Source organism: Microbacterium sp. MDV22-iso44 (assembly GCF_058629135.1).
Map to the genome: position 1 here is coordinate 1,117,149 of NZ_JBZVWS010000001.1, position 20,126 is coordinate 1,137,274.

Annotated in this window: 18 protein-coding genes and 1 pseudogene; 8 read left to right on the plus strand and 11 right to left on the minus strand. The window is 70.6% G+C overall.

The genetic code is table 11. The annotated features are described in order from the left end of the window. Positions 1-43: 43 nt before the first annotated feature. From aroA to bcp, 3 genes are read left to right on the plus strand one after another with little or no spacing between them, the layout of a single operon-like run. Positions 44-1,366 carry a 3-phosphoshikimate 1-carboxyvinyltransferase gene (gene aroA, locus AC4NN1_RS05540; protein WP_020096774.1) on the plus strand — a complete coding sequence of 441 codons (1,323 nt, stop codon included), beginning with the start codon at positions 44-46 and terminating at the stop codon, positions 1,364-1,366. Next, positions 1,363-2,403 (plus strand): ribosome small subunit-dependent GTPase A, encoded by a 1,041-nt coding sequence (gene rsgA, locus AC4NN1_RS05545; RefSeq protein ID WP_020665408.1) that lies wholly within the window; start codon positions 1,363-1,365, stop codon positions 2,401-2,403. Before aroA ends, rsgA begins: the two co-directional genes overlap by 4 nt. Before the next feature lie 22 nt (positions 2,404-2,425). Beyond that, positions 2,426-2,890: a thioredoxin-dependent thiol peroxidase gene (gene bcp, locus AC4NN1_RS05550; RefSeq protein WP_311869942.1), complete on the plus strand. Its 465-nt coding sequence runs from the start codon at positions 2,426-2,428 to the stop codon at positions 2,888-2,890. Here the strand turns inward: bcp and AC4NN1_RS05555 are convergent, their stop codons facing one another. Then, complete coding sequence (locus tag AC4NN1_RS05555; RefSeq protein ID WP_018188705.1) at positions 2,891-3,292, minus strand: hypothetical protein; 402 nt, start codon at positions 3,290-3,292, stop codon at positions 2,891-2,893. It lies immediately after the preceding gene. A gap of 208 nt (positions 3,293-3,500) precedes the next feature. Here AC4NN1_RS05555 and AC4NN1_RS05560 point away from each other — a divergent pair, with 208 nt between their 5' ends. Then, positions 3,501-3,749: a WhiB family transcriptional regulator gene (locus AC4NN1_RS05560; protein ID WP_018188706.1), complete on the plus strand. Its 249-nt coding sequence runs from the start codon at positions 3,501-3,503 to the stop codon at positions 3,747-3,749. Positions 3,750-3,767: 18 nt separating this feature from the next. Here AC4NN1_RS05560 and AC4NN1_RS05565 read toward each other — a convergent pair whose 3' ends face one another. Genes AC4NN1_RS05565 through AC4NN1_RS05575 form a run of 3 tightly spaced genes read right to left on the minus strand, consistent with a single transcriptional unit; the run spans position 3,768 to position 7,170 of the window. After that, entirely contained in the window at positions 3,768-5,261 is a 1,494-nt protein-coding gene (locus tag AC4NN1_RS05565) for a sensor histidine kinase (RefSeq protein ID WP_020096771.1), read from the minus strand. A gap of 44 nt (positions 5,262-5,305) precedes the next feature. Next, entirely contained in the window at positions 5,306-6,544 is a 1,239-nt protein-coding gene (locus AC4NN1_RS05570) for a CpaE/TadZ family protein (protein ID WP_491954758.1), read from the minus strand. After that, the gene (locus AC4NN1_RS05575; RefSeq protein WP_018188709.1) at positions 6,541-7,170 is read right to left on the minus strand and encodes an SAF domain-containing protein; all 630 of its coding nucleotides are present in this window, start codon (positions 7,168-7,170) and stop codon (positions 6,541-6,543) included. Before AC4NN1_RS05575 ends, AC4NN1_RS05570 begins: the two co-directional genes overlap by 4 nt. Positions 7,171-7,291: 121 nt before the next feature. Here AC4NN1_RS05575 and AC4NN1_RS05580 point away from each other — a divergent pair, with 121 nt between their 5' ends. Continuing rightward, entirely contained in the window at positions 7,292-7,540 is a 249-nt protein-coding gene (locus tag AC4NN1_RS05580; RefSeq protein ID WP_018188710.1) for a helix-turn-helix domain-containing protein, read from the plus strand. An 11-nt stretch (positions 7,541-7,551) separates the two neighbouring features. On the opposite strand, the gene AC4NN1_RS05585 is transcribed toward AC4NN1_RS05580, so the two are convergent. Further along, positions 7,552-8,145, minus strand: a complete 594-nt coding sequence (locus AC4NN1_RS05585) for a hypothetical protein (RefSeq protein WP_018188711.1) — start codon at positions 8,143-8,145, stop codon at positions 7,552-7,554. A gap of 141 nt (positions 8,146-8,286) precedes the next feature. Here AC4NN1_RS05585 and AC4NN1_RS05590 point away from each other — a divergent pair, with 141 nt between their 5' ends. After that, on the plus strand, positions 8,287-8,724 hold the full coding sequence (locus AC4NN1_RS05590) for an Rv3235 family protein (protein ID WP_018188712.1): 438 nt from the start codon (positions 8,287-8,289) through the stop codon (positions 8,722-8,724). Between the two features lie 6 nt (positions 8,725-8,730). On the opposite strand, the gene AC4NN1_RS05595 is transcribed toward AC4NN1_RS05590, so the two are convergent. Together AC4NN1_RS05595 and secA are read right to left on the minus strand one after the other, a co-directional pair. Continuing rightward, on the minus strand, positions 8,731-9,954 hold the full coding sequence (locus tag AC4NN1_RS05595) for a pyridoxal phosphate-dependent aminotransferase (protein WP_491954759.1): 1,224 nt from the start codon (positions 9,952-9,954) through the stop codon (positions 8,731-8,733). 72 nt (positions 9,955-10,026) lie between these two features. Continuing rightward, positions 10,027-12,810 (minus strand): preprotein translocase subunit SecA, encoded by a 2,784-nt coding sequence (secA, locus tag AC4NN1_RS05600; RefSeq protein WP_018188714.1) that lies wholly within the window; start codon positions 12,808-12,810, stop codon positions 10,027-10,029. Positions 12,811-12,986: 176 nt separating this feature from the next. Here secA and AC4NN1_RS05605 point away from each other — a divergent pair, with 176 nt between their 5' ends. Both AC4NN1_RS05605 and AC4NN1_RS05610 read left to right on the plus strand, forming a co-directional pair. Continuing rightward, positions 12,987-14,315, plus strand: a complete 1,329-nt coding sequence (locus AC4NN1_RS05605) for a hypothetical protein (RefSeq protein WP_491954760.1) — start codon at positions 12,987-12,989, stop codon at positions 14,313-14,315. Next, positions 14,315-15,145 carry a serine hydrolase domain-containing protein gene (locus AC4NN1_RS05610; protein ID WP_491954761.1) on the plus strand — a complete coding sequence of 277 codons (831 nt, stop codon included), beginning with the start codon at positions 14,315-14,317 and terminating at the stop codon, positions 15,143-15,145. Before AC4NN1_RS05605 ends, AC4NN1_RS05610 begins: the two co-directional genes overlap by 1 nt. Before the next feature lie 74 nt (positions 15,146-15,219). Here AC4NN1_RS05610 and hpf read toward each other — a convergent pair whose 3' ends face one another. The 4 genes and pseudogenes from hpf to mtrB all read right to left on the minus strand — a co-directional run bounded on the left by hpf (position 15,220) and on the right by mtrB (position 20,116). Further along, complete coding sequence (gene hpf / locus AC4NN1_RS05615) at positions 15,220-15,879, minus strand: ribosome hibernation-promoting factor, HPF/YfiA family (RefSeq protein WP_026303037.1); 660 nt, start codon at positions 15,877-15,879, stop codon at positions 15,220-15,222. A gap of 116 nt (positions 15,880-15,995) precedes the next feature. Then, the gene (locus AC4NN1_RS05620; RefSeq protein ID WP_491954762.1) at positions 15,996-16,670 is read right to left on the minus strand and encodes a ComF family protein; all 675 of its coding nucleotides are present in this window, start codon (positions 16,668-16,670) and stop codon (positions 15,996-15,998) included. A 95-nt stretch (positions 16,671-16,765) separates the two neighbouring features. Continuing rightward, positions 16,766-18,439 carry an LpqB family beta-propeller domain-containing protein gene (locus AC4NN1_RS05625; protein ID WP_491954763.1) on the minus strand — a complete coding sequence of 558 codons (1,674 nt, stop codon included), beginning with the start codon at positions 18,437-18,439 and terminating at the stop codon, positions 16,766-16,768. Then, positions 18,436-20,116, minus strand: a pseudogene (gene mtrB / locus AC4NN1_RS05630) (MtrAB system histidine kinase MtrB). Before mtrB ends, AC4NN1_RS05625 begins: the two are co-directional and overlap by 4 nt. Between the last annotated feature and the right edge of the window lie 10 nt (positions 20,117-20,126).

Consider the following 20,126-nt stretch of genomic DNA (forward strand, 5'->3'; position numbering starts at 1 on the left):
CGCTCTCGTCGGCGGCGACGCCCCGTTCAGTAGGCTGGACGCGATGAGCGACGCCCCTTCCTCCCCCGCCACCACCGCCGCGTCCGGGTCGTGGCCGGCTCCCACGCCGACCGAGCCGGTTCATGCGCGCGTCTCCGTCCCGGGGTCCAAGTCTCTGACGAACCGCGAGCTGGTTCTCGCGGCGATCGCCGACGGCCCGAGCCTTGTGACGGGCGCGCTCCATTCCGACGACTCCGCGCGCATGATCGAGGCGCTGCGCGCCCTCGGCGTCTCGATCGAACCCGTTCCGGGGGACTCGCCCTTCGGTCCCGACCTCGACGTCACCCCGCCCGCCCGCTTCACGGGGGGAACGACGATCGACTGCGGTCAGGCTGGGACGGTCATGCGTTTCGTCTCCCCCATCGCCGGTCTCGCGGTCGGGGACGTGCACGTGACGGCGCACCCCACCGCGATGCACCGCCCGATGGGCGCGATGATCCACGCCCTCCGCGAGGTCGGCGCCGACATCGATGATGCCGGAAGCTGGTCCCTCCCGTTCGAGGTCCGTGGCCATGGCCACATCCGCGGCGGCGAGGTGACGATCGACGCGAGCCAGTCCAGCCAGTTCGTCTCGGGCCTGCTCCTGGCCGCGGCCCGGTTCGACGTGGGACTCCGCCTGATCCACGACGGCGAACGCCTCCCGAGCCTGCCGCACATCGAGATGACGGTTGAAGCCCTCGCCCGCCGCGGTGTCCACGTCGAGCACCCGACTCCGAACGAGTGGGTCGTCCCCGCCGGGCCCGTCCGCGGCAAGGATGTCGCGATCGAACCCGACCTCTCGAACGCCGCGCCGTTCCTCGCTGCGGCGATCCTGACGGGAGGGTCGGTGACCGTGCCCGGATGGCCCGCCCACTCGACGCAGCCCGGTGCCCTGCTGGCCGACATCCTGCCCGTCATGGGCGCCCACGTCTCGCGCCGTGCGGGCGCGCTGACCGTCACCTCCGGCGACCGCATCGCGGGCGTCGACCTCGACCTCTCGGCCGCGAGCGAGCTCACCCCGACCCTGTTCGCCCTCGCGGCGTTCGCCGATGCTCCGACGACCTTCCACGGCATCGGACACATCCGCGGTCACGAGACCGATCGCATCGCCGCTCTCGTCGCGAACCTCCGCGAGCTCGGTGGCGAGGCGGAGGAGCGGGAGGACGGCATCCACATCGTCCCCCGCCCGCTCCACGGCGGCGTCTGGCGCGCACACCACGATCACCGCATCGCGACAGCCGGAGCCGTCATCGGGCTCCGGGTGCCGGGAGTCGTGGTCGACGACATCGGGACGACGGCGAAGACCATGCCCGAATTCCCCCAGCTGTGGGCGGACATGCTCGCGTGAGCTGGCTCAACGACGACGACGATGACGACCTCGATTTCGACGAGGCCGACATCCGGATGCGCCCCAATCCGAAGGCCAACCGGCCTCGCACCAAACGCCGACCCGCTCACGCCGATGCCCGGATCGCCCGCGTCCTGGGCGTCGACCGTGGCCGCTACACGGTGCTCGTCGACGAGGACGGCCCCGACGAGCACCAGATCCTCGCCTCCCGGGCGCGGGAGCTCCGCAAGCAGCCGATCGTCAACGGCGACCGCGCCCGCGTGGTGGGCGACACGTCCGGAGACGACGGCACGCTCGCGCGCATCGTCGGCATCGAAGAGCGATCCTCGCTCCTGCGCCGCAGCGCGGACGACACCGACCACATCGAGCGGATCATCGTCGCCAACGCCGACCAGCTGCTCATCGTGGTCGCCGCCGCCGACCCCGAGCCGCGGCCGCGGCTGGTGGACCGCTATCTGATCGCCGCGTTGGATGCCGGGATGCATCCCATGCTCGTCGTCACCAAGACCGACCTCGCCGATCCGACCGCGTTCCTCGGCCATTTCGAAGGTCTCGACGATCTCGAGGTCTTCACGAGCGGTCGCGACGCGATGCCCGTGGATCTCATCGGCGAACGGCTGTCGGGCCACTCGACGGTCTTCGTCGGCCACTCCGGCGTCGGCAAGTCCACGCTCGTGAACGCCCTGGTCCCGGATGCGCTCCGCGCGATCGGACACGTGAACGAGGTCACCGGACGCGGGCGTCACACCTCGAGCTCGGCGGTCTCGCTGCGATACGCGGGTGAGAACGGCCGCGGATGGGTCATCGACACCCCGGGGGTCCGCTCGTTCGGCCTCGGACACGTCGACCCCGCCAACATCCTCCGCGCCTACACCGATTTGGCCGCCATCGCCGAGGAGTGCCCGCGCGGGTGCACGCACCTGCCCGACGCTCCCGATTGCGCGATCGCCGAGGCGGTGGCGGAGGGACGCCTGGGCGAGCGCGGACCGGCGCGGCTGGATTCCCTGCAACGGCTGCTGGCGACGTTCGCGACCTGATCGCCGCGCCTAAAATGGACGGATGCCGCGACTGACCACCGGATCCCCCGCCCCCGACTTCTCCCTCGTCGACCAGGACGGCCGCACCGTCGCCCTCGCCGACTTCCGCGGGACGCGTCTCATCGCCTTCTTCTACCCCGCCGCGATGACGCCGGGCTGCACGACCGAGGCCTGCGATTTCCGCGACAGCGTCGCGCCGCTACAGGCCGCGGGCTACACGGTGGTCGGGATCTCCCGCGACGAGCCCGCCAAACTCCAGGCCTTCCGCGAGCGCGACGCGCTCCCCTACGACCTGTTGAGCGACCCCGACCATGCCGTGCACGAGGCGTACGGGGCCTGGGGCGAGAAGATGAACTACGGCAAGGTCGTCGAGGGCGTCATCCGCTCGACCTTCGTCATCGACGAGGACGGCTCCGTCGCGCACGCGCTGTACAACGTCAAGGCGACCGGGCACGTCGCCCGCGTCCGCAGTCTGCTCAGCGTGTGATCAGACCTCGTCGACGGGGGTGTCGCGGGCCCTCCGGCCCGCCGCTCGTGCGGCGGCGATGAGGACGACGAGTCCGACGATGGCGGGGACGGCGATCGTCGCGGCGAGACGCGTGTCGGCTCCCTCACCCGTGAGGGTGCCGAGGGCGATCGACAACACGAGGAGTTGAGCAACGACGCCGCCGGATCGCCCCCAGGAACCATCGCGCCAGACAGCGACGGCGAACGCCCCGAGGGCCGCCGCGCCGACCGCGGTGAGGACCAGGAGGGCGATCGAACTGCCCACGCTCCCGCTGTCGCCTCGAAGGAGGGCCACGAGCTCCCAGACCACGAGGATCAGGATGCCGAGTGCCTCGAGCGCGAGCCAGCCGGCCGCGATCCTCTCGATGCGAGTGGTCCGCACGATGACTGCTCCTCCTGGCCGCCGGGGCACGGCGAGGCGCCGAAATACTCCGTTAACCCTTGATTCACATGCCCGAGCATGGGAATATTGACGGGCAAGTGTGCTCCCACAGCGGCGTGGGGCGAGCATCTGCTCGCACACCACCCAGGTTAGTCGACGTCGCCCGGCGTCGCATCCCGACTTCCGATCCCCTATTAGGAGCACCGCTATGGATTGGCGCGACAAAGCTGCCTGCCTGACCGTCGACCCCGAACTGTTCTTCCCCGTGGGGAACACCGGACCCGCCGTCGACCAGATCGAGAAGGCGAAGTCCGTCTGCGCCCGGTGCACCGTCACCGAACTCTGCCTGCAGTACGCCCTCGAGACCGGCCAGGACTCGGGCGTCTGGGGCGGCCTCTCCGAAGACGAGCGTCGCGCCCTCAAGCGCCGCGCCGCCCGCGCCCGCCGCGCGTCCTGACGTCGCCGCGCGCGGGCGTCAGGCCCGCGCGCGCTCGATGTATCGCATCGGGATCTCGATCGTCACTTCGGTGCCACTGCCCATCAGGGTGTGCCAGTCGATCGTTCCGCTGAGCTCTCCCTGGATGAGCGTGCGCACGATCTGCGTACCGAGACCGCGGCCGACCTGACCCTCGGGAAGGCCGACCCCGGTGTCGCGCACGCGCACCAGGAGCTGGTCCTCATCGCGCTCGGCGATGATCTCGACCTCGCCCTCCTTGTCGGCGAGGCCGTGCTCCACCGCGTTCGTGACGAGCTCGGTCAGTGCGAGCGCGAGCGGCGTCGCGTACTCGCTGGGAAGAGTCCCGAACGTGCCGGTCTTGACGGTGCGCGCCCTCGTGTTGGGGGCAGCCGCCACCTCGGCGACGAGCTTCAGGACGCGCTCGAAGACATCGTCGAAATCGACGCTCTGCATCAGTCCTTCCGACAGGGTGTCGTGGACCACCGCGATCGCGCTCACGCGCCGCATGGCCTGCGTGAGGGCGTCGCGCCCCTCGTCGGAGTGCGTGCGACGCGCCTGGATGCGCAGGAGCGAGGCGACCGTCTGCAGGTTGTTCTTCACCCGGTGGTGGATCTCGCGGATCGTCGCGTCCTTCGTGATGAGCTCCTGCTCCTGGTGCCGGATCTCGCTGACGTCGCGGCAGAGGACGATGGCGCCGATGCGGTTGCCGTTCTCGCGCAGCGGGATGGTGCGGAGGGACACCGTCACGCCCCGCGCCTCGACGTCGGCACGCCAGGGCGCCCGACCGGCCATCACGATCGGGAGCGACTCGTCGAACTGACGGGATGCCGGCATGATCGTCGTCGCCACCTGCATGAGCGACTCGCCCTCGAGCTCGTCGTCGAAGCCCAGACGGTTGAACGCGGACAGCGCGTTCGGGCTCGCGAAGGTCGTGATGCCGTCGACATCGAGGCGGATGAGGCCGTCCGATGCGCGGGGAGCGCCTCGGCGCGGCGAGGTCGGCGCGGTGAGGTCGGGGAAGTCCGCCGACGCGATCATGCCGAACAGGTCGTCGGCGCAGTCGTTGAACGTGATCTGCTGGCGCGAGGGGGTGCGCGCCTCGCCGAGGTTGGTGTGACGTGTCACCACGCCGATCACCCGCGTCTCGCGACCCTCCCCCGCGCGCTCGCGCACGATCGGCACGGCCCGCACCCGCGTGGGGGTCTCCTCGAACCAGTCCGGGGATGCCGAATCGACCATCCGGACCTGCGTGAACGCGTCCTTGACCTGCGTCCGCCACTGCGGGCGCACGGCGTCGCCGACGATGTCCCGGTAGAAGAGGGTGGCGGCGCCGCTCGGCCGCGTGTGCGCCACCGCGATGAACGAGTCATCGGGTGTCGGCACCCACACGACGATGTCCGCGAACGCCAGGTCGGCGAGCAACTGACCATCCCCTGCGAGGCGGTGGAGCCATTCGACGTCCTCCGCGGTGGAACGGCCTTGGGCGTAGACGAGGTCGCTGAGGGTGGACACGCCTCCACCCTAATCCTCCGCCCGACCTCTCCCCGGTGGCCGGGTCAGGCGGTCCGCGCCAGACGACGCAGCGAGTGACGCGTCGTCGCGGGTTCGTCGGCGGTCCGGGGTGCGAGGGACTCGGCGACGAGTCGACGCACGGCTGCCGGCACCGCCGAGCGCGGCGCGACATGGGCGATGGGCCGCGCGGCGAGCATGGCGGCATCCGTTCCCCGGGCATCCCACGGCACGAAGGACACCTCCGTCACGCCGGTGTAGCGCTCGAGCGTGCGCCGCACCTGCCCGCGTGCGTCGACGCCGAGAGCCGCGGCGCGGATCTTGTTCACCACGACGCGGACGGGGGTGGTGCCCGACGCCGCACGCAGGTCCGGCCAGGCGCGGACGAACCGCGACACCCCGACGGGGTCGGCGGCGACGACGGCGACGACGACATCAGCGGCCTCCAGCGCGGCGTGCGTCGCGGCGTTCCGGCGAGGACCGTCGAACAGGTCGCTCACGATCTCCTCGTCCCGCTCCAGCGGCGCAGCGATGTCCACCACGGTGTCGTCCGCCCACCCTCGACACGCCTCGAGCGCGGAAAGGACGCGCGGGTGCGAGAGCTCCGGCCATCGGCCGGGCCGGTTGAGTCCCGTGAGGACGTCCACGTCCCCGAGAGTGGAAGAGATGCGGCTGAGTTCCGCCACCGTCAGTCCTCCGCGTTCGGCTTGACGGCACGCCGCCGCGAAACCCGGGCCCTCGTCGGCCAGCCCTGTGGCCAACGCCACCGAGGGGGCGTGCGAGTCCGCGTCGATCAGAGCCACCTTGCGCGTCGGGCCCGACAGCGCGCACGCCAGCTCGACGGCGATCGTGGTCCGGCCAGGTGCTCCGTGCGCACCCCACACCGTGACGACGCGGCCGCGGACGGGCTCGACCGGTACCGATGACGACGGCGCGGCGAGGAGCTCGGCCGCCAGCGCATCGGGCTCGTGCGGCACGAGCCCCAGGGAGGCGGCGAGGCGGCGATCCGACGTCCGGGCCGACAGCGGCACGATCCGGACGGACATCCGATCGCAGGCAGCGACGAGCTCGGTGGTCAGCGCTGACGGCCGGCCGTCGACGATGAGGATGTCGGCGCGCGCCAGCTCCGCGAGGAGCTCCGCCGCCTCCGGCGCGGACATGGCGTCGAACGCCGCATTCGCGGGCGCCGAGGCGGGGACGACCGCCCGCACATCGGCATCCTCCTCCCGCAGTCGACGGGCGAGGTCCTCGCCGCGGCGTCCGTCGACGGCGACGACGACTCTCACTGCGCCTCCCCCGCGACCGGCACGACCGACATGTTCGCGCCGTCGGCGAGCGCCGCGAGGCTCTCGGCGACGTCGGCGCGCGGGATGACGATCTCGAGAGACACGTCCGTGCCCGACACGACGGCATCGTCGCGCGTGACGCTGACGACGGTCGCCGAAGGGACGAGGATGCGAGGCTCCCCGAAGGTGCCGCCGTCCTCGGCCGGGGCCGCCCACACCTCGACGACCGATCCCGCCACCACCGAGGCGGAGACATCGCCCGAGGTCCGGATGACGATGGTGGTCGTCGTGGCGGCGTCCGCGTCGTCCACGGCCGCCTGCGGGACGAGCTCCCCCTCGAGGATCGTCCGCGTGGCGATGACACCCGGCGGCAGGGATGCCGGTGACACATAGGTCTCGCCGGCGGATCCCAATGCGACGTCGACCACCCGGAGGTCGTCGGCCGTCACGGTCTGTCCCGGGACGATCGTCCGGGCAGCGGCGAAGACGGGGCCGGTCTGCCGGGCCGACGCGACGACGAGCCAGACGCCTGCGACGGAGGCGATGATCAGCGCGATCCCGAGCAGGAATCGCGCGTCGGCCCAGAATGCGCGCGGCGCGGGCCGGACGGTGTCGGGAGTGGTCATGACGTCATGGTGACCGAGCCGACACCGCCGCTGCCGGGATTATCCACAAGCCGGACAGGCTCCGGATGGGTTCCGCCATCGGGCCCATAATGGCCTCATGCCCGAAGGAATGCCCGCGCGTATGCTGACGCCCTCCCAGGTGGCGGAGATGCTGCAGCTGGAGGTCGACGAGGTCGTCGCCCTCGTGCTCGACGGCCGCCTGCGGGGCGCCCGGCTCGGCTCGCCCGCCTCCTGGCGCATCGAGGCTGCGAGCGTCGAGGACTACCTCGACGACCAGGCGGAGGATGCCCGTCTGCACGCGCTGTGGCGCGAATCGAACGCGGCGAGCTTCCCCGAACTGTGGGGGCGCGGACGCCGCGGCGGCGAGTAGATCCGCACCCGTCAGGCGAGCGCCACGGGCGATTCGAGTCGGATGCCCGCGATCGCCGCGAACGGCACGATCCGGTGGCCGCTCACGAGATCGGCACGCCGCGGTGCGCCGCGATCGTGGAGCGCAAGGTCGAGGTGGTCGGATGCCGCCCGGTCCACCGTGCCGCCGTACTCGCGACCATCCACGGAGTGGATCGTGACCGGGACGCGACGCCGGGCGAGGTCGCGCATGATGAAGCCCAGCGTCATCCGCTCCCGCAGACGACCGGGCGTTCCCCCGCGCGCGCTGCGGAGGAGATCGGCGTGCGAGGGGCCGAACGCGATGACGGCCGCCAGCGGGACGAGGAGGGCGCCCCGGGGAGCGCCGTCGTCGAGGGCGACCCAGTCCGGTCCGGTGGCCATTGGTGTACCGGTGACGGCGGATCCTCCGAGGAGGTCGACGACGATGTCGCCGTCCGTCGAACCGGTCAGAGCGGTCAACCGCTCGAAGAGCGAGAGGCGGGCCAGACGCAGTCTCTCGGCCTCGGTGTCGAGGGCAGCACGCTCGGCCTCCCATTCGGAGTCCAATTGGTCCTCGAGGTCTTCGAAGAAGCGATCCCAGCGCACCCGGCCGACGGTAGACCACCTCGCACACCCGGGCGCACTTTGTCCACAGGTTGGAGTATTCTCATCCACCCGCTGACGAGGGTGTGCTGTACTCATGCCGTTCACCGCTCCGCAGACACCTGTCGCCCGAGAGGAATCGACATGGCCCTCGCCGTCTCTGAAGACCACCGCATCCCGCGGTCGGGAAGCTCCCTCGAGGTAGCCGAGTACTTCGCGCCGCAACGCACGTCGTCGGACGACCTCCCCGATCCCCTCCCGCTCGTGAAGAACCTCACGATCGGGGTCCTGGAAGTCCTCGCCGGCGTCCGCGACGTCGACCAACTCGCCCGGTGGCTGGGTGAGGACGCCTATCGGGCGCTCGTGACGCGAGCGAACCTGTCGGCCCGGGCACGAAGCGCACGCGGGATCGCCGCCGTCCGCCCCGCCCACCGCATCCTCACCGAACGCACCTGCGTCCCCGCAGACGGCGTCATCGAGGCGGTGGTCGTGGTGAGCGGGCCGGTCCGCACCCGCGCCGTGGCGATGCGACTCGAGGGCTGGGACGGGCGCTGGCGCGCGACGTCGCTCGCGCTCCTGTGAGACGCGTTACTGGCGGTATGAGGCGAGGAAGTTGCCGAGTCGCTCGATCGCTTCGGTGAGCACCCGCGCTTCGGGCAACGTGACGATGCGGAAGTGGTCGGGCGTCGGCCAGTTGAAGCCGGTTCCCTGCACCAGCAGGACGTGCTCGGCGACGAGGAAGTCGTAGACGAACTTGGCGTCGTCGTGGATCTCGTGGACTTCGGGGTCGAGACGGGGGAAGGCGTACAGGGCGCCGTGCGGCTTGACGCAGGTGATGCCGGGGATCGCGGTCAGGCCCTCCCAGGCCGCGTCCCGCTGCTCATGGAGCCGACCGGTGGGGGCGATGAGGGCGTCGATCGACTGCACGCCCGACAGCGCCGCCTGCACGGCGAACTGCGCGGGGACGTTGGGGCAGAGGCGGGTGGAGGCGAGGAGCTGGATGCCCTCGAGGAAGCCGGAGGCGTGCTTCTTGGGCCCGGTGATGACCATCCAGCCCGAGCGGTAGCCCGCGACGCGGTAGGTCTTCGACAGGCCGTTGTAGGTGAGGCACAGCAGGCCGGGAGCCAGTGTGGCGAGCGGGATATGGGTCGCATCGTCGAACAGGATGCGATCGTAGATCTCGTCCGAGAGCAGCAGGAGCTCGTGTTCACGGGCGATCTCGACGATCCCCTGCAGGGTCTCTCGCGTGTAGACGGCGCCGGTCGGGTTGTTCGGGTTGATGACGACGATCGCCTTGGTGCGCGGGGTGACCTTCGCCCGGATGTCGTCGAGGTCGGGCTGCCAGCCGTTTTCGCTGTCGGCGAGGTAGTGCACGGGAGTGCCGCCGGCCAGGCTCGTCATCGCCGTCCAGAGCGGGTAGTCCGGAGCCGGGATGAGGACCTCGTCGCCCTCGTCGAGGAGGGCCTGCATCGTCATCGTGATGAGTTCGGAGACCCCGTTGCCGAGGTAGACGTCGTCGGGATCGAATTTGGGGAAGCCCGGCTCCTCCTCGTACCGCGAGACGATGGCGCGGCGCGCGGACATGATGCCGCGGGAATCCGAGTAGCCGTGCGCCTGCGGCACCGCCTCGATCATGTCGCGCACGATCTGGAACGGCGCCTCGAAGCCGAAGACGGCCGGGTTCCCGGTGTTCAGCTTGAGGATCGTGTGACCCTCGTCCTGCAGCCGGTCGGCCTCGACCAGGGCGGCACCGCGGATCTCGTACAGGACGTCCTTGAGCTTGGATGACTGGTCGAGGGTGCGCGGGGTCATCGGTTCAGGATAGCGAAGGCCGACGGGGCCAATGACGAGTCCGTGGACCGCCCGACGCCCGTCGGCCCGCCGTCACTTCTTCTTGCCGGACGCCCGTCGCTGCGCGCGGTTGCCCGCGTCCGTCGGTGCGGAACCGGCATCCATCTGCTGCCCGAAAGCCCCCCGCGGCGCGTCGGCCGGAGCTTCCTGCTCGGCCTCGCGCTGACGGGCCTTGCTGGTCGCGGCTTGCTGCACCTGACCGCGCTCGTTGCGCACCTCGACCTCGCCGGCGTCGTTGGGCGCCGTGTACTGGAGCTTCTGCGCGTCGATGTCGGGCGAGGCGAGACCCTTGGCCTCGATGTCGCCGCCCTCGGTCTGGCGCACCTCGACCTCGAGGTTGAAGAGGAAGCCGACGGACTCCTCCTTGATCTGCGCCATCATCGACTGGAACATCTGGTACCCCTCGCGCTGGTACTCGATGAGGGGGTCGCGCTGGGCCATGGCACGCAGGCCGATGCCGTCCTTCAGGTAGTCCATCTCATAGAGGTGGTCGCGCCAGCGGCGGTCGAGCACCTGCAGCACGACGCGACGCTCGAGCTCGCGCATGGCCGGCTCGCCGAGCGTCTCCTCGCGCGAGCGGTAGGCGATCTTCGCATCCGAGAGCAGTTCGCGCTTGAGGAGCTCGGGCGTCACCTTGCCCTTGCTGCCGCTCTCGGCGACGACCTCGTCGATCGTCACCCCCACGGGGTAGAGCGTCTTGAGCTCGGCCCACATGGCGTCGAAGTCCCAGCTCTCGTTGTGCCCCGAGCCGGTGTGCTCGTCGATGATCGCCGCGATGGCGTCCTCGATGAAGTGCTCGACGCGGGACGAGAGGTCGTCGCCTTCGAGCATCTGGCGACGGTCGGCGTAGATCGCCTCGCGCTGACGGTTGAGGACGTCGTCGTACTTGAGGACGTTCTTGCGGATCTCGGCATTGCGGGCCTCGACCTGCGACTGCGCGCTCTTGATCGCCCGCGAGACCATCGTCGACTCGATGGCCACGTCGTCGGGGAAGTTCGTGCGGGCGAGGATGGCCTCTGCCGCGCCGGACTGGAACAGGCGCATGAGGTCGTCGGTCAGCGACAGGTAGAAGCGGCTCTCGCCCGGGTCGCCCTGACGTCCCGAGCGACCGCGCAGCTGGTTGTCGATACGCCGGGACTCGTGGCGCTCGGTGCCGAGCACGTAGAGTCCACCGGCCTCGACGACGCGGTCGGCCTCTTCCTGGACCTTCTCCTTGACGGCGCCGTAGACGTCCTCCCAGGCCGACTGGTACTCGTCCGGCGTCTCGACGGGGTCGAGGCCCTTCGCCTTCATCTCCGACACGGCGAGGAACTCGGCGTTGCCGCCGAGCATGATGTCGGTTCCACGACCGGCCATGTTGGTCGCGACGGTGACGGCGCCGTACCGGCCGGCACGAGCGACGATCTCGGCTTCGCGCGCGTGGTTCTTCGCGTTGAGGACCTCGTGCTTGATCCCCTTCTTCGCGAGGAGGCGCGACAGGTACTCGCTCTTCTCGACGCTGACGGTTCCCACGAGCACCGGCTGGCCCGACGCGTGCCGCTCGGCGATGTCCTCGACGACCTGCGCGAACTTCGCCTGCTCGTTCTTATAGACGAGGTCGGACTGGTCCTTGCGGATCATCGGCTTGTTGGTGGGGATCGGAACGACGCCGAGCTTGTACGTCGACATGAACTCGGCGGCCTCGGTCTCGGCGGTACCGGTCATGCCCGAGAGCTTCTCGTACAGACGGAAGTAGTTCTGCAGGGTGACGGTCGCGAGGGTCTGGTTCTCGGCCTTGACCGCGACGCCCTCCTTCGCCTCGATGGCCTGGTGGATGCCCTCGTTGTAGCGACGACCGACCAGGATGCGGCCGGTGTGCTCGTCGACGATCATGACCTCGCCGTTCATCACGACGTAGTCGGTGTCGCGCTTGAACAGGGCGAGCGCCTTGATCGAGTTGTTGAGGAAGGAGATGAGGGGCGTGTTCGCCGACTCGTACAGGTTGTCGATGCCGAGGTAGTCCTCGACCTTCTCGATGCCGGGCTCGAGCACGCCGATGGTGCGCTTCTTCTCATCGACTTCGAAGTCGACGCCCGCCTCGAGGGTGCGCGCGATCTTCGCGAACTCGGTGAACCAGCGGTTCGCCTCACCCGACGAAGGGCCCGAGATGATGAGCGGCGTACGCGCCTCGTCGATGAGGATCGAGTCGACCTCGTCGACGATGCAGTAGAAGTGGCCGCGCTGGACGAGGTCTTCGCTCCGCCACGCCATGTTGTCACGCAGGTAGTCGAAGCCGAACTCGTTGTTCGTGCCGTACGTGATGTCGGCCTCGTACTGCTGCCGGCGCACCTCGGGGTCCTGACCCGACACGACCGTGCCGGTGGTCATGCCGAGGGCTCGGTACACGCGCCCCATCAGCTCGGACTGGTACGAGGCGAGGAAGTCGTTCACCGTGATGACGTGCACGCCCTTGCCGGCGATGGCGTTGAGGTAGGCGGGCAGCGCCGCGGTCAGCGTCTTGCCTTCACCCGTCTTCATCTCGGCGATGTTGCCGAGGTGGAGGGCCGCGCCGCCCATGACCTGAACGTCGTAGGGACGCTGGCCGAGGGTGCGGCTCGCGGCCTCGCGGACGGCGGCGAAGGCTTCGGGCATGAGCTTGTCGAGGCTCTCCCCCGCTTCGTAGCGGGCGCGCAGCTCGGCGGTCTCGCCGCGGAGCTCCTCATCGGTGAGGTGCGCGTAGTCCTCTTCGAGGGCCGACACGGCCTTCACGACCTGCTGCAGCCTGCGCAGAACGCGGCCTTCACCGGCACGAAGCAGTTTCTCGAGGGGGTTCGCCACGGAGGATCTCCATCTGTCGATTCGGCATTCCGACGAGCGATGTCGGGATGCCGGTGCGCGGGACGCGCAGACATACACCGCCATGTTATCCGCCCGTGACCTACGAGGTTGCTGGAGGTCGCGGCATCCCCCGCCGAACGCCGCCGCAGTCGGCCTCGGCCCGTAAGATCGGGCGCATGGCGGGATTCTGGGGAAGACGCAAGCGCGAAGACGCGGAGATCGAGGCACAGGATGCCGAACTCAGTCGGAAGGCCGGCGCTGCCCTCGTCGCCGCCGACGAGCGCATCCGCGTGACGGACGACGAACTCGCGTACGCCGAGATCGAGCTGGGTCGCGACGCCACCAAGGACCTCCGAGACGCGCTGGCCGCCGTGCGTCAGCACATGGGTGAGGCGTTCCAGCTGCATCAGCTCAACCACGACGAGATCCCCGACACCCCCGAGGAGCTCCGCACCCGCAACGCCCGCATCGTGCAGCTGTGCGAGTGGGCCGAGGACCTGCTGGACGACCGCACCGAATCCCTCGCCGAAGCCATCGCCCGCGCCCGTCGCGCACCCGAGATCATCGCCGGGATCCGCAGTGACGTGGCTCGACTGCGCGAGCGCCTCCCGGCCCTCACGGCGAGCCTCGAGCGCCTGTCGACGCGCTACTCGGATGCCGCGATGCGGACGGTCCTCGGCAACGCCGCGGAAGCAGCCCAGCTCCTCGACTTCGCCGAGCACAGCTCGGAGGTGTCGGAGCGTCGCCGCGACGCCGGCCAGCGCGAACAGGCCAACCTCGCGCTCGAGACCGCGATCGAGGCGTCACGCCGTGCCGGCACCCTCGTCGAGGCCGTCGACACCTTTGAGATCGAGGCGCTGCGTGCGGAGTCGACGCTCGCCGCGATCGTCGACGACTCCCGGGACGACCTGATCGTGGCGCAGCCGCTGCTGTCGACACCGGCTGTGGCTGCGGCTGCCGCCGACCTCGAGACGGCGCTCCGGTCACTGACGCCCGCCGGCAGCAAGCCCGACCCGTTCGCCGAACTCACCCGGCTGCGCACGGCCAATGCGGCGCTCGACGCCGCCGTCGACAAGGCGCGCGAGCGCGCGGCGCGTCCCGTGCCCTCCGAAGCCCACGTGCACCACGCCATCGACGACGCCGACCGGCAGATCGGCGTCGCACGCAGCGTCATCTCGGGCCACCGCGGCTGGATCGGCGCGGACGCGCGCACGCGCCTCGCCGAAGCCGAACGCGTCCGAGGCGATCTCGTGCGCTACGCGGGGCCGATCGACGAGGACGACCGCGACGAGGCGATGTCGCTCGCCCGCCGCGCCGCTCACCTCGCCGGCGAGGCCCTGCAGCTCGCCCAGCGCGACATCGACTCCTCGCGACCGGACGACTGGGGCTCCGGCGGCGGGTACGGCGGCCGCGGCATGGGCGGTGGCATGGGCGGGGGCAGCCTCGCCGGCGGCCTGCTCGGCGGGCTCGTGATCGGCGGCCTGCTCGACGGCATGTTCGACTGATGACGGCGCTCGACGAGGCGGTCGCCGCCTCGCAGGACTGGGACGTCCCCCACGCCTCGGTCGCGGTCGTCACCGCGGACGGTGCCGTCGCGGCATCCGCCGGCGATCAGGATCGCGTCTACCGACTCGCCTCCGTCACGAAACTGCTGAGCGCCTACGCGGCGCTGGTCGCCGTCGAAGAGGGCGCCCTGGCGCTCGACCAGCCCGCGGGGCCCCCTGGAGCGACCGTCGAGCACCTTCTGGCCCACACGGCCGGGTACGACTTCTCGTCGTCGGAACTCCGCGCCGCGCCCGGCGAACGACGCCTCTACTCGAACACGGGCTTCGAGGTGCTTGCCGACCTGCTCGAATCCGAGACCGGCATCGCCTTCGACGCCTATGCGCACGAGGCGGTGTTCGCGCCGCTCGGGATGTCGCACACGACGATCGGCGATTCCGCCGCGGCGGGCGGTTCCTCGACGAGCGCGGACCTCGCCCTCTTCGCGGCGGAGCTGCAGCGGCCACGCCTCCTCGATCCCGCGACGCTCGACCGCGCGACGGGGGTGTCGTTCCCCGGCCGACGCGGCGTGCTGCCGGGCTTCGGACAGCAGGCGGAGAACGACTGGGGCCTGGGGCTCGAGATCCGCGGGACCAAGAGCCCGCACTGGACGGGATCGCACAACTCCCCCGAGACGTTCGGGCATTTCGGTCAGGCCGGGACGTTCCTGTGGGTCGACCCCAGCGCCGGCGCGGCGCTCGTGGCGCTCACCGATCGCCCGTTCGGCCCCTGGGCGGCCGACGCGTGGCCGCCGTTCAGCGACGGCGTGCTGGCTGCGCTCGCGGCCGACTGAGACTCCCTCCGCACGGAACGAAGAGAGGGTGGATGCCGCGCGGCATCCACCCTCTCTCGTCAGGTCGTGTCAGGTCAGGAGGCGAGCTCCGCCGGTGCGGCCGTGGTGGTCAGGGAGATGACGCCGTAGTCCCAGCCCTTGCGGCGGTAGACGACGCTCGGTTGGTCGGTGCGGGCGTCGATGAAGAGGAAGAAGTCGTGGCCGACGAGTTCCATCCGGTCGACGGCGTCTTCCACCGTCATCCACTCGGGGTCGAACCGCTTGGTGCGGATGACGACGGGTGTGTACTCCTCTTCGTCCTCGGCGCCCGTGATGATCGGCACTTCACCGGTCGCCACGGCGCGGATGACGTCGACCGAGGCGGGCTGCACGTCGATGCCCTGGAGCGTCCCGGTGCCCTTCTCGAGCTTGGCGCCGCGGGGGTGGTTGCGGAGGTCGACGCGCTTCTCCTTCGCCCGGCGGATCTGCTCGCCGAGCTTGGTCATGGCGAGATCGAGAGCGGCGAACTTGTCGCCGTCCACCGCCTCGGCGCGGACGACGGGACCCTTGCCGGTGAGGGTGACCTCGACGGTCTCGTCCTCACGACCACCGTTGTGATAACTGCGATGCGTCACCTTGATGTCGAGCCGCTGGGCCCGGGGGGAAAGGTGCTCGATGCGGGCGGACTTCTCCTCGACAACGGAGCGGAATCGGTCGCTGACGCTCACTCCCACGCCGACGATACTGATCTCCATCGTGACCTCCTTGTTCCGGTCCACCCGGTCAAGGGCGGACCTCGGTTCGCCTTGTGTCCCCCCACCGTAGTGCCGCACCCGCCGCGTGTCACGACCTGATCACGATGAATCGCCACTCAGCCGCCTATGGCGCGGCGGAGGGGCGTCGCGGCGACCGTCACCGCCCCCGCCACCGTGATCCCCCGCACCCTGAGGGCCCGAGCCGCCTCGTCCAGGGTCGCCCCCGTCGTCACCACGTCGTCGATCAGCACGACGGACCGGCCCTCCAGTCGACGCGGCGCACCCGCGCGCACGCTCATCGCGCCCGCCAGGTTGGCCGCGCGCTCGGCGCGGCTGAGCACGCGTTGATCCGCCGTCGCCCGCGCAACCGACAGCAGCGGGAACGGCCGCCAACCGGCCCGGCGGCACAGGAGGTCCACCGGCGCGTACCCCCGCCGGCGGAGCGACGCCCGGCTCGCGGGGACCGCCACCGGCACCGCGTCGACACCCGCCGGCCACGCGCTCCGCAACGCCGCACCGAGCGGCCGGGCGAGCCCGGTCCTGCCGTCCTCCTTGAACGCCCGGATGACGCGGGCAGGGACCCCCTCGAACACGAGGGCGCTCCGCACCTCGAGTCCGCTCGGGAGCCGTCGCGCACGCGGGACGGGGTTCACCTCCTCCCGGCATCCCTCGCAGAGGGTCTGATCGGGCAGGTCGCACCCTGCGCACGAAACCGGGAAGACCACGGAGAGCGCCTCGTCGAGGGCGAGACGCAGGCGAGACGGCGAACCGGGGACGGCGGGATGCGGCATCCCGCCATCGTGCTTCCGGTGCCGGGGCACGAGGGTCCGCCCGCTGCCGCCCGCGGACACGGGTGGCACTGCGGGCGCCTGGGGAGGAGGAGGCGTCAGCCGGGCTGACCCTGCTGCACCGCCAGCACGCTCACGTCGGCGGCGAGCACCTGCCACGATCCACGCTGCACGTACAGGCTGCCGTCCTTCGTGAGCAGCCGGACGCTGCCGCTCTGGTTGCCGCCGGCGATCGCCACGACGCCGTCGGGCGCACGCACCTCGGTGCCCAGCCCGCCGACCGTCTGCTCGCGCACGACGCGCTGTTGACCGTCCGCGAACACGAGAGCCACCGTGGAACCGTCGATCCAGGTGAGGTCGATCCCCCGACCGCCGATGTTCGCGACGACGAGGGGGTCGCCGATGGACGTGGGGGCGCCGTCCTTGTCGCGGATGATCCCAGCGACCCAGACCGACCACCGCCCTCCGGCGCGGACCAATGCCGCCACGCGGGCGCCGTCGCGCGAGACCCGCATCGCCGTCACCCCGGCGGCGCCGACCCAGCCGGCGGGGATCTTCTGCGCACTGCCGTCCCGGCCGTACGCGACGACCTCGGTCGGCTGATCACCCGGGACGGTCCAGATGTATCCGTAGGGGTCGATCGAGGGCGCGGTCATCCCCGCGCGCGTGTCGAGTTCGGTCCGGGTGCCGTCGGAGTCCACGCGGAGGATCGCCCCCGAACGGGTCCGCACCGCCGCCGTCGTGCGCGCGGCATCCGTCTCGACCGCCTCGGCCTCGACCTCGGAGAACGCCTCGCCGAAGCCGGCCACCTCGTCGATGTCACTGCCGGAGAGGAACCCGAACGTGCCGTTCTTCAGGACGAGGGGGCGGGTGTCGACCGCGGTCGACCGGGTCGTGCGTGCGGTCACGTCGAGGGGTTCGTCGCCGACGAGCATCTGCACATCGAGGATGCCGGCCCCCGCCAGACTCGCGTCGAGCTGAGCCTTCATGCGAGCCAGGGTCTCGCGGGAGAGGTCGCGGATGGACGGATCGAACGAGATCTGCGCAATGCCGGACTCGACGGGGACGGACGGCTGGGTGAGTGTCACCTCGCCCGTGAACGCCGAGCGCACGGACTCGCCGAGCCAGGGACTCTGCGTGCCGGAGACGAGCGCCGCGGTGATGCGCGTGGCCGGATTGGTCGAGGGGAACCACCGCACGTCGGGGATCAGCACCCGCCAGGACGGATCGAAGTACGACAGGTCGTAGCTCTGGAACACCGACCCGAAGCGGTTCGCGTCGAGGACGATGCCGTCGGGCGCCTGCGAGATGCGCCACTGCCCCCGCTCCTTCTCGAGCGAGAAGGTGAACGGGATGCGCCCCGCCTCGGCGGGCTGGTAGGAGCCGGTGGCGTCGACGTTGGCGACGGGCTGCACCGTGAAGACGATCTCGTCGTCGGCCGACGAGGAGATCGAGCTCTCCCCGGGGGTGTACACGGTGACGCCCGCCTGCGGCTGCCACTTCTGCTTGAACGAGCTCGTGAGGAACTCCTGGGCGACCTCCCAATTGCCCCGAGGTCCCGAGCCTGCCGCGATGAACCCCTCGACGATCTGCTGGGGCGTCGCGTCGCGCCCGGGCCCGTCGGGGACGTAGGAGAAGTCCGGCGGGCCCTCGACCTCGTCGATCGCCTTGCCCACGTGGACGGGGCCGCCGACGGGCAGACCGGCGCAGGCCGACAGGGCGAAGGCGAGGATCACCGCGACCGCAGTGGCGAGTCCGCGACGAAGGGTCATGGGGTCTCCTCCCGCGGGGGCAGGGTGATCGGCTGGGTCAGTCCGAGGTTCCCGAGCGCTGCGTCGTCGCGCGGGTCGAGCTCGATCGGTGAGCCGCCGGAGAGATGCTCCCCCACGCGGCGCGGCAGGGTGAGGACGAAGTGGCTCCCGCCGCCGAGCTCCGACCACACCTCGAGGGTGCCGCCGTGCAGGCGGGCATCGCCGAGAGCGATCGACAGGCCGAGTCCGGTTCCGCCGATCGTGCGGCGTCGCGAGGGATCCGCACGCCAGAAGCGGTCGAAGACGCGCTCGGTGTCGGCCTCGCTCATGCCGAGTCCGAAGTCGCGCACCCCCAGCGCCACGGCGCGCTGATCGCTGTCGACGGTCACCACGATCGGCCTGCCCTCACCGTGCTCGATGGCGTTGCCGAGAAGGTTGCGGACGATCCGGCGGATGCGGCGCGGGTCCATCTCGACCGGCGAGTAGCCGCCGGGGGCGACGAGTCGGACGTCGCTGCCGTGCTGCTCGGCGAGCTGGGCCATCGACTCGATCGTGTCCTCGGCCAGGTGGGCGAGGCTCGTCGGCTCGACCTCGAGCTGCACCGACCCCGCGTCGTAGCGGCTGATCTCGAGGAGGTCTGCGAGGAGGACCTCGAACCGCTGAACCTGGGCGTGGAGGAGTTCCGCTGCCCGCGCCGTCGACGCGTCGAAGTCGTCGCGCTGGTCGTTGATCATGTCGGCCGCGAGACGGATGGTCGTCAGCGGCGTCCGCAGCTCGTGCGAGACGTCGGACACGAACCGCTGCTGGACGAGGGAGAGCTCGGCGAGCTCCTTGATCTGGCCCTCGATGCTGTCGGCCATCGCGTTGAAGGAGCGGCCGAGCGTCGCGAACTCGTCCTCGCCCCGGACGGGGAGTCGCACGGCGAGATCGCCCGCCGCGAGCTTCGCGCTCGTCTCCGCCGCCTGCGCGATGGGGACCGTCACCGACCGGAGGACGAAGAGCGAGATGCCGCCGATCAGGACGAGGAGCGCGAGCCCGACCACCCAGAGGGTGACCTGGACGAACTGCAGGGTCTGCGCCTCCGAGCCGAGGTCGTACGCGAAGTAGACCTCGTACGCGCCGGCTTCGGGAACGATGAGCTGCTGCCCGACGATGATGCCGGGCGTCTCGCCGCCGTCGGATTCGGGGATGCCGATCGACTGCCACCACTGCCGGTCGGCCGACAGCCGCACGCTCGTCGCGCAGCTCGGGGGAGATCATCGACTCCTCGAGCCCGCCGGACTCGAAGTTCTGCGGCGCGATCGCCGAAGGTTCGTCGTCGATGCGGAAGACCGCGAGCATCGACGTCCCCGCCTGGCGAGACAGGATCTCGCGGCGCACCTCGTCCATGAGCACCTGGAGCGCCACCTCGTCGCTGTCGACGACGGCCGCGTCGAACGTGCTCTGCGCGGCCTGCGTGGCGCGCTGCGCGGCATCCTGCACCTGCTCGGCGCGGGACTCGTACAGATCGGTGAGGATGGCGAGCGACATCCACACGAGCGCGACGAGGATCGTCAGGGCCGTGAGCGTCAGGGTGACCGACAGGGTGCGGAAGCGCAGGGATCGGCGCCACAGGAAGCGGATGCGGCGTTGCCACGACTTCCAGTCCCGCCAGGGCGGGACGACCGTGTGGGTGCCGGTGCGCGCCGTCACCGACACGATCGGATGC

What these genes read in the sequence shown, in the direction of transcription:
- aroA (WP_020096774.1), top strand. Translation starts at nt 44, where the DNA reads ATGAGCGACGCCCCTTCCTCCCCCGCCACCACCGCCGCGTCCGGGTCG.
- bcp (WP_311869942.1), top strand. Translation starts at nt 2,426, where the DNA reads ATGCCGCGACTGACCACCGGATCCCCCGCCCCCGACTTCTCCCTCGTC.
- AC4NN1_RS05560 (WP_018188706.1), top strand. Translation starts at nt 3,501, where the DNA reads ATGGATTGGCGCGACAAAGCTGCCTGCCTGACCGTCGACCCCGAACTG.
- AC4NN1_RS05575 (WP_018188709.1), bottom strand. Translation starts at nt 7,170, where the DNA reads ATGACCACTCCCGACACCGTCCGGCCCGCGCCGCGCGCATTCTGGGCC.
- AC4NN1_RS05580 (WP_018188710.1), top strand. Translation starts at nt 7,292, where the DNA reads ATGCTGACGCCCTCCCAGGTGGCGGAGATGCTGCAGCTGGAGGTCGAC.
- AC4NN1_RS05590 (WP_018188712.1), top strand. Translation starts at nt 8,287, where the DNA reads ATGGCCCTCGCCGTCTCTGAAGACCACCGCATCCCGCGGTCGGGAAGC.
- AC4NN1_RS05595 (WP_491954759.1), bottom strand. Translation starts at nt 9,954, where the DNA reads ATGACCCCGCGCACCCTCGACCAGTCATCCAAGCTCAAGGACGTCCTG.
- AC4NN1_RS05605 (WP_491954760.1), top strand. Translation starts at nt 12,987, where the DNA reads ATGGCGGGATTCTGGGGAAGACGCAAGCGCGAAGACGCGGAGATCGAG.
- AC4NN1_RS05610 (WP_491954761.1), top strand. Translation starts at nt 14,315, where the DNA reads ATGACGGCGCTCGACGAGGCGGTCGCCGCCTCGCAGGACTGGGACGTC.
- hpf (WP_026303037.1), bottom strand. Translation starts at nt 15,879, where the DNA reads ATGGAGATCAGTATCGTCGGCGTGGGAGTGAGCGTCAGCGACCGATTC.
- AC4NN1_RS05620 (WP_491954762.1), bottom strand. Translation starts at nt 16,670, where the DNA reads ATGCCGCATCCCGCCGTCCCCGGTTCGCCGTCTCGCCTGCGTCTCGCC.
- AC4NN1_RS05625 (WP_491954763.1), bottom strand. Translation starts at nt 18,439, where the DNA reads ATGACCCTTCGTCGCGGACTCGCCACTGCGGTCGCGGTGATCCTCGCC.